The sequence below is a fragment of the Salinicoccus jeotgali genome, from assembly GCF_055379195.1.
The window spans coordinates 1,590,112-1,597,500 of sequence record NZ_AP043830.1; the positions used below are offsets into that span (position 1 = coordinate 1,590,112).

Here is a 7,389-nt window from a genome sequence, read left to right on the forward strand (position 1 = left end):
AATTACCTCCATGTAGTAAAATTTATCTTTGATTCGAGATAATATGATTACACTTCATGCTCCATAGAAATGCAAACCTAAAATGCACTGAAGATGAAGAACCTCATATTGCAACTCTTCTTAATTTCAGAGTTGTTACTTTCTTCCCTATCTTCCCCATATCAAACACTTTCTAGAATGAAATTAATTTAATCAAATGTAGAGTGCGTGCCACCATAACATTTAACTGAATCAACTTTCACCTTTAAAATAACCAATAAAAACATACTAAGATTAGTACCACAGGACCCGGCCAGGTCCTGTGGTACTATTTTCATATAGTAGGAGTGGAGATCAGGTCGACGAGGTTTTAGGATTTAGAATCCGGAATAAAAACGGGCCAGCTCCACTATCCTTATCTGAATCAGGTTCAGTATGTGGGATCTTCGAGATCGAGTATGAGAAAAGGGAATCGATGAGGATACGTGGTCACTTCTGCTTAAAACAAAGGAGGAGAACCAAATGAAAAGTGTCATCGCATTTGATGTCAGTATGGGACACAGCTACATGGTCGTCTATGATGCTTGGCAGCACTGTATATTTGAAGGGGATATCACGCATACCAGATCGGCTTTTGATAATGTCCGGATCCAGATTGAGACGCAACGGAAACAGGATGGCGTCCTGCCTGATATTGTATTTGAAGCCACAGGGGTCTACTCAAAGGCATTGGAACGCTTCATGCAGGCATGCGGGTTCGAGTATGCGCTGCTCAATCCACTGGCGGCCAAGATGCAGAGCCTGTCCATGCGGATGCACAAGACGGACCGGAGTGATGCCCATAAACTCGCCCAGGCCTGTTTTACCCATCCGCCCCGCAACAAGCAGGTTCAAGAAGGGTATTACGAAGAAATGCGCAGCCTCTCCCGCCACTACGCTGAATTGGAGCAGGAGATTGTCCGACTGAGAACCCGGATCCATGCCCTGGTTCAGATGACCTTCCCGGAACTGGAGCAGCTCTTTACCCGAACTTCCGACCTGTATCTTTCCATCCTCCAACTGTTTCCGCATCCGGATCGGGTGACTGTGCTGTCCAGAACGAAAGTGAAGAATATGATCCTCGGCAGCACCGGGAAGCGCCAGTCCCGAAAACGCGCAGAAGAGAAAGCCGATCAGCTGATGTCGGCGGCCGCAGATGCCTATCCGGCACTGTCTACAGATGACGTCCGAATTGAACAGCTCAGAAACTATGCTGCACGCTGTCAGACCCTGCTGGAGCTGAAGCACCGGCTCATCCAGCAAATGGTCGCCATGTCTCAGGAACAGGCGGAATACCATATCCTGAAGAGCTTTCCAGGGATTGCAGACATTACAGCGGTCCGTATCATCGCTGAAGCCGGAGACATCCGCCGGTTCGACACGGCCAATCAGCTGAATGCCTATACCGGCATCGACATCCGCCGCCATCAATCCGGCACCCTTCTGTACAAGGATAAGATCAATCGGCGCGGCAATAAGCATCTAAGGAAAATCCTGTACTACATGATCGAGAATATGATCCGGAACCAGAGGCACGCGGATAACCATCTGGTGGACTACTATCGGAAACTAAAAAAGCAACCCCATGGTAAACACCATAAGGTTGCCTGCATCGCCTGTGTGAACAAGTTTTTGAAGTGCCTCTTCCATCTTGTCACCGTTGGACAGCGATATGATTACGCTGTGGCCACCCACCACTGCGTCAATTCGTAACTCAAGTATACCACAGCCCCTGCTCCGAAAAAACTGAAAAAGCAGGGCCTATTTGGCATGCCGACATCCCTATCCAGCGGGGCGCCCCGCTGGATAGGGATGAAAAATATGGAATATATGCTTGTAATCTATTGACTAATCGTAAGAAAAACCCTCTGCTTACGGCATAAGCCGTTAAACAGAAGAGCTTTTGAATACAGTCATGAATGGGAAACATTCTTTTAAAGACCATTGTTAACTGTCTATTTGATTTATCGTCTTGCCAGTACTTCTTTTACTGTTGTTGCAATGTTCTTTGGCTTATTCTTGCTAATCGTAATACCTTCTCCTTTAATTTCAACCATAAAAATAGCGGCCCGATGAAATGTTTCATCCGGCCGCTCGCAGCGCGTACTAAAATCACATTATTTGATTAATCGATTATACCACCGGCCGGGATCGAACCGGCACTCCCGCAATGGGAACTGGATTTTGAGTCCAGCGCGTCTGCCAATTCCGCCACGGTGGCCCAGTATTATTTTAATGGAGCGGAAGATAGGATTTGAACCTATGTCTTGCTTCAGGAAGAAGCATGTTCTGAGCACTGAACTACTTCCGCAAATATTGAATTGATTTTTACATCTTACGATGCTCTGACCTATATAAGACCAGGATACTAAATGGAGCGGAAGATAGGATTTGAACCTATGTCTTGCTTCAGGAAGAAGCATGTTCTAAGCACTGAACTACTTCCGCTTAGTAAATTATGGAGGCACCAACCGGATTTGAACCGGTGATAGAGGATTTGCAGTCCTCGGCCTTACCACTTGGCTATGGTGCCCTAAAGCTGGGCTGACAGGATTCGAACCTGTGCATGACGGTACCAAAAACCGTTGCCTTACCGCTTGGCGACAGCCCAATAATGGGGCGGCTGATGGGGATCGAACCCACGAATGCCGGAACCACAATCCGGTGTGTTAACCACTTCACCACAACCGCCATGGCAGGGGTAGTAGGAATTGAACCCACATCTAAGGTTTTGGAGACCTTCATTCTACCATTGAACTATACCCCTAAATATATGGAGGGGGGCAGATTCGAACTGCCGAACCCGAAGGAGCGGATTTACAGTCCGCCGCGTTTAGCCACTTCGCTACCCCTCCACGCTTATATATATATGATGGTGCCGCCCAGAGGAATCGAACCCCCAACCTACTGATTACAAGTCAGTTGCTCTGCCAATTGAGCTAGAGCGGCGCCACAACATAACAAATGGTGGTTCAGGACGGAATCGAACCGCCGACACTGTGAGCTTCAATCACATGCTCTACCGACTGAGCTACTGAACCACTTAAATTTAAAATGGCGGTCCCGACGGGAATCGAACCCGCGATCTCCTGCGTGACAGGCAGGCATGTTAACCGCTACACCACGGGACCACTTAAATAATTGCGGGAGGTGGATTTGAACCACCGACCTCCGGGTTATGAGCCCGACGAGCTACCGAACTGCTCCATCCCGCGATAATAGAATAATAAAAATGGCGGAGGAAGAGGGATTCGAACCCCCGCGGGCGATGAAGCCCCTGTCGGTTTTCAAGACCGATCCCTTCAGCCAGACTTGGGTATTCCTCCGTATGAAACTATGCAATTAAAACATGGTGGACCTTGCAGGACTCGAACCTGCGACCCAACGGTTATGAGCCGTTTGCTCTGACCAACTGAGCTAAAGGTCCAATATAGCGGCGGAGGGGATCGAACCCCCGACCTCACGGGTATGAACCGTACGCTCTAGCCAGCTGAGCTACACCGCCATAATAACATATTAGAATAAATGGTGGAGACTAGCGGGATCGAACCGCTGACCTCCTGCGTGCAAAGCAGGCGCTCTCCCAGCTGAGCTAAGCCCCCATATAATCTGTGTAAGTGCGGGTGAAGGGAGTCGAACCCCCACGCCCGAAGGCGCTAGACCCTGATTCTAGTGCGTCTGCCAGTTCCGCCACACCCGCATTTAATAAGAGTCGGGAAGACAGGATTCGAACCTGCGACCCCTTGGTCCCAAACCAAGTGCTCTACCAAGCTGAGCTACTTCCCGTTTTTTTAAAGCGCGCCCGAGAGGATTCGAACCCCTAGCCTCCTGATCCGTAGTCAAGCGCTCTATCCAATTGAGCTACGGGCGCATATGATATTTATACTGGTGCCGAGGACCGGAATCGAACCGGTACGGTAATTACTTACCGCAGGATTTTAAGTCCTGTGCGTCTGCCAGTTCCGCCACCCCGGCGAACTAAACAATGGAGCGGAAGACGGGATTCGAACCCGCGACCCCCACCTTGGCAAGGTGGTGTTCTACCACTGAACTACTTCCGCTGATGATGCGGGTGAAGGGAGTCGAACCCCCACGCCCGAAGGCGCTAGATCCTAAATCTAGTGCGTCTGCCAGTTCCGCCACACCCGCAAGTCATGAGCCATAGAGGATTCGAACCTCTGACCCTCTGATTAAAAGTCAGATGCTCTACCAACTGAGCTAATGGCTCAAGATATTTCAAAAAATGGTGCCGCCCAGAGGAATCGAACCCCCAACCTACTGATTACAAGTCAGTTGCTCTGCCAATTGAGCTAGAGCGGCTTATTAAAATGGTGGAGAATGACGGGTTCGAACCGCCGACCCTCTGCTTGTAAGGCAGATGCTCTCCCAGCTGAGCTAATTCTCCTCAAATCATTTTTCATTCTGCATTTCCAAATACTGCCCGGCGGCGTCCTACTCTCACGGGACGTCAGTCCAACTACCATCGGCGCTGGAGAGCTTAACTGCTGTGTTCGGCATGGGAACAGGTGGGGCCTCTCCGCGATTGCCACCGGACAATATGGCATGCTTGAATGCCCCTTGGACATTCAAAACCGGATAGAAGCAATGCGTTTGCGTAGTAAACCATACACGGTTTTCTTCATTTGAATAAGTCATCGATCGATTAGTATTCGTCCGCTCAATGTGTCGCCACACTTACACGCCGAACCTATCTACCTCATCATCTCTGAGGGATCTAATGGGGAAATCTCATCTTGAGGGGGGCTTCATGCTTAGATGCTTTCAGCACTTATCCCGACCATACATAGCTACCCAGCGATGCCGTTGGCACGACAACTGGTACACCAGTGGTATGTCCATCCCGGTCCTCTCGTACTAAGGACAGCGCCTCTCAAATTTCCTACGCCCACGACGGATAGGGACCGAACTGTCTCACGACGTTCTGAACCCAGCTCGCGTACCGCTTTAATGGGCGAACAGCCCAACCCTTGGGACCGACTACAGCCCCAGGATGCGATGAGCCGACATCGAGGTGCCAAACCTCCCCGTCGATGTGAACTCTTGGGGGAGATAAGCCTGTTATCCCCGGGGTAGCTTTTATCCGTTGAGCGATGGCCCTTCCATGCGGAACCACCGGATCACTAAGTCCGTCTTTCGACCCTGCTCGACGTGTCTGTCTCGCAGTCAAGCTCCCTTATACCTTTACACTCTATGAATGATTTCCAACCATTCTGAGGGAACCTTTGAGCGCCTCCGTTACTCTTTAGGAGGCGACCGCCCCAGTCAAACTGTCCACCTGACACTGTCTCCCACCCGGATTACGGGTGCGGGTTAGAATCTCAACATCACCAGGGTGGTATCCCACCAGTGCCTCCACGTAGACTGGCGTCCACGCATCAACGGCTCCCACCTATCCTGTACAAGTGAGGTCGAGGTTCAATATCAGGCTACAGTAAAGCTCCACGGGGTCTTTCCGTCCTGTCGCGGGTAACCTGCATCTTCACAGGTACTATGATTTCACCGAGCCTCTCGTTGAGACAGTGCCCAAATCGTTACGCCTTTCGTGCGGGTCAGAACTTACCTGACAAGGAATTTCGCTACCTTAGGACCGTTATAGTTACGGCCGCCGTTTACTGGGGCTTCGATTCGCACCTTCGCTTACGCTGAGCGCTCCTCTTAACCTTCCAGCACCGGGCAGGCGTCAGCCCCTATACGTCACCTTTCGGTTTGGCAGAGACCTGTGTTTTTGATAAACAGTCGCTTGGGCCTATTCACTGCGGCTCATTTTCATGAGCACCCCTTCTCCCGAAGTTACGGGGTCATTTTGCCGAGTTCCTTAACGAGAGTTCGCTCGCTCACCTTAGAATTCTCTTCCCAACTACCTGTGTCGGTTTGCGGTACGGGCGGTAATGTATTCACTAGCGGGTTTTCTTGGCAGTGTGAACCCACAGCTTCGCCTACTATTTTCGGCTCCCCATCACATCTCGTCGTTACACAGGGCGGATTTGCCTACCCTGACGACTCGATGCTTGGACGTGCACTTCCTTCCGCACGCTCTGCTTCTCCTCCTGCGTCACCACATCGCTCAAACACACATCACCGGTACAGGAATTTCTACCTGTTATCCATCGCCTACGCAGTTTCGCCTCGGCTTAGGTCCCGACTAACCCAGAGCGGACGAGCCTTCCTCTGGAAACCTTAGTCGTTCGGTGGACGGGATTCTCACCCGTCTTTCGCTACTCACACCGGCATTCTCACTTCCGATCGCTCCACATGTCCTCACGATCATGCTTCGCTGCAATCGGAACGCTCTCCTACCATCAATATAATTGATCCACAGTTTCGGTAATATGTTTAGCCCCGGTACATTTTCGGCGCAGCGTCACTTGACTAGTGAGCTATTACGCACTCTTTAAATGATGGCTGCTTCTAAGCCAACATGCTAGTTGTCTGTGCAACGCCACATCCTTTTCCACTCAACATATATTTTGGGACCTTAACTGGTGGTCTGGGCTGTTTCCCTCTCGACAACGGACCTTATCACCCGCTGTCTGACTCCCGTGCATCACATAGGTGGCATTCGGAGTTTGTCTGAATTCGGTAACCCGGGATGGGCCCCTCGTCCAAACAGTGCTCTACCTCCACGATGCTAACACGAGGCTATACCTAAATATATTTCGGAGAGAACCAGCTATCTCCAGGTTCGATTGGAATTTCTCCGCTACCCACACCTCATCCGGTCACTTTTCAACGTAAGTCGGTTCGGCCCTCCATCCAGTGTTACCTGGACTTCAGCCTGGACATGGGTAGATCACCTGGTTTCGGGTCTGCAACCCCATACTAGACGCCCTATTCAGACTCGCTTTCGCTACGGCTCCACATTCGCTGCTTAACCTCGCATGCAATCACAACTCGCCGGTTCATTCTACAAAAGGCACGCCATCACCCATTAACGGGCTCTGACTACTTGTAAGCACACGGTTTCAGGTTCTATTTCACTCCCCTTCCGGGGTGCTTTTCACCTTTCCCTCACGGTACTGGTTCACTATCGGTCACCAAGAAGTATTTAGCCTTGGGAGATGGTCCTCCCGGTTTCCGACGGAATTTCTCGTGTTCCGCCGTACTCAGGATACACCGCCACACATCAAAGCTTCGCATACGGGACTGTTACCCCCTATGGTGCGACTTTCCAGTCGCTTCTGCTCGCTTCAATCTGCTTTTTCGGTGTCCTACAACCCCAGTCAAAGACTGGTTTGGGCTCTTCCCGTTTCGCTCGCCGCTACTCAGGGAATCGATTTTTCTTTCTCTTCCTCCGGGTACTAAGATGTTTCAGTTCCCCGGGTCTACCTCTCTCAGGCTATGTATTCACCT

General features: G+C 50.7%; 1 protein-coding gene, 25 tRNA genes and 2 rRNA genes (1 of these 28 only partly in view). 1 reads left to right on the top strand and 27 read right to left on the bottom strand.

Annotated elements, in window-relative coordinates; all coding sequences use genetic code 11:
- Window positions 1-501: 501 nt before the first annotated feature.
- The gene (locus ACZ43I_RS08130) at window positions 502-1,731 is read left to right on the top strand and encodes an IS110 family RNA-guided transposase (protein ID WP_344703124.1); all 1,230 of its coding nucleotides are present in this window, start codon (window positions 502-504) and stop codon (window positions 1,729-1,731) included.
- Between the two features lie 423 nt (window positions 1,732-2,154).
- On the opposite strand, the gene ACZ43I_RS08135 is transcribed toward ACZ43I_RS08130, so the two are convergent.
- From ACZ43I_RS08135 to ACZ43I_RS08265, 27 genes are all read right to left on the bottom strand, one after another.
- Window positions 2,155-2,239 (bottom strand) — tRNA-Leu (locus ACZ43I_RS08135).
- A 15-nt stretch (window positions 2,240-2,254) separates the two neighbouring features.
- Window positions 2,255-2,329 (bottom strand) — tRNA-OTHER (locus ACZ43I_RS08140).
- A gap of 62 nt (window positions 2,330-2,391) precedes the next feature.
- Window positions 2,392-2,466 (bottom strand) — tRNA-OTHER (locus ACZ43I_RS08145).
- A gap of 11 nt (window positions 2,467-2,477) precedes the next feature.
- Window positions 2,478-2,551, bottom strand: a tRNA-Cys gene (locus tag ACZ43I_RS08150).
- A gap of 6 nt (window positions 2,552-2,557) precedes the next feature.
- A tRNA-Gln gene (locus ACZ43I_RS08155) sits at window positions 2,558-2,629 on the bottom strand.
- Between the two features lie 4 nt (window positions 2,630-2,633).
- Window positions 2,634-2,709, bottom strand: a tRNA-His gene (locus ACZ43I_RS08160).
- A 2-nt stretch (window positions 2,710-2,711) separates the two neighbouring features.
- A tRNA-Trp gene (locus ACZ43I_RS08165) sits at window positions 2,712-2,785 on the bottom strand.
- Between the two features lie 7 nt (window positions 2,786-2,792).
- Window positions 2,793-2,873, bottom strand: a tRNA-Tyr gene (locus ACZ43I_RS08170).
- A gap of 18 nt (window positions 2,874-2,891) precedes the next feature.
- Window positions 2,892-2,967: transfer RNA gene (locus tag ACZ43I_RS08175), tRNA-Thr, on the bottom strand.
- Between the two features lie 16 nt (window positions 2,968-2,983).
- Window positions 2,984-3,059, bottom strand: a tRNA-Phe gene (locus ACZ43I_RS08180).
- 14 nt (window positions 3,060-3,073) lie between these two features.
- A tRNA-Asp gene (locus tag ACZ43I_RS08185) sits at window positions 3,074-3,149 on the bottom strand.
- 10 nt (window positions 3,150-3,159) lie between these two features.
- Window positions 3,160-3,233: transfer RNA gene (locus ACZ43I_RS08190), tRNA-Met, on the bottom strand.
- Between the two features lie 18 nt (window positions 3,234-3,251).
- Window positions 3,252-3,344: transfer RNA gene (locus tag ACZ43I_RS08195), tRNA-Ser, on the bottom strand.
- Window positions 3,345-3,368: 24 nt separating this feature from the next.
- Window positions 3,369-3,445 (bottom strand) — tRNA-Ile (locus ACZ43I_RS08200).
- Window positions 3,446-3,449: 4 nt separating this feature from the next.
- Window positions 3,450-3,523: transfer RNA gene (locus ACZ43I_RS08205), tRNA-Met, on the bottom strand.
- A gap of 21 nt (window positions 3,524-3,544) precedes the next feature.
- Window positions 3,545-3,620, bottom strand: a tRNA-Ala gene (locus ACZ43I_RS08210).
- Between the two features lie 16 nt (window positions 3,621-3,636).
- A tRNA-Leu gene (locus ACZ43I_RS08215) sits at window positions 3,637-3,718 on the bottom strand.
- Between the two features lie 12 nt (window positions 3,719-3,730).
- Window positions 3,731-3,804: transfer RNA gene (locus ACZ43I_RS08220), tRNA-Pro, on the bottom strand.
- Between the two features lie 11 nt (window positions 3,805-3,815).
- Window positions 3,816-3,889, bottom strand: a tRNA-Arg gene (locus tag ACZ43I_RS08225).
- A gap of 15 nt (window positions 3,890-3,904) precedes the next feature.
- Window positions 3,905-3,993 (bottom strand) — tRNA-Leu (locus tag ACZ43I_RS08230).
- Between the two features lie 11 nt (window positions 3,994-4,004).
- Window positions 4,005-4,079 (bottom strand) — tRNA-Gly (locus ACZ43I_RS08235).
- Window positions 4,080-4,085: 6 nt separating this feature from the next.
- A tRNA-Leu gene (locus ACZ43I_RS08240) sits at window positions 4,086-4,167 on the bottom strand.
- Window positions 4,168-4,173: 6 nt separating this feature from the next.
- Window positions 4,174-4,246 (bottom strand) — tRNA-Lys (locus ACZ43I_RS08245).
- 16 nt (window positions 4,247-4,262) lie between these two features.
- Window positions 4,263-4,338 (bottom strand) — tRNA-Thr (locus ACZ43I_RS08250).
- Between the two features lie 9 nt (window positions 4,339-4,347).
- Window positions 4,348-4,423: transfer RNA gene (locus ACZ43I_RS08255), tRNA-Val, on the bottom strand.
- A 34-nt stretch (window positions 4,424-4,457) separates the two neighbouring features.
- Window positions 4,458-4,572, bottom strand: a 5S ribosomal RNA gene (gene rrf / locus ACZ43I_RS08260).
- A gap of 89 nt (window positions 4,573-4,661) precedes the next feature.
- A 23S ribosomal RNA gene (locus ACZ43I_RS08265) occupies window positions 4,662-7,389 on the bottom strand; it runs 149 nt beyond the window's last position.

What these genes read in the sequence shown, in the direction of transcription:
- ACZ43I_RS08130 (WP_344703124.1), top strand. Translation starts at nt 502, where the DNA reads ATGAAAAGTGTCATCGCATTTGATGTCAGTATGGGACACAGCTACATG.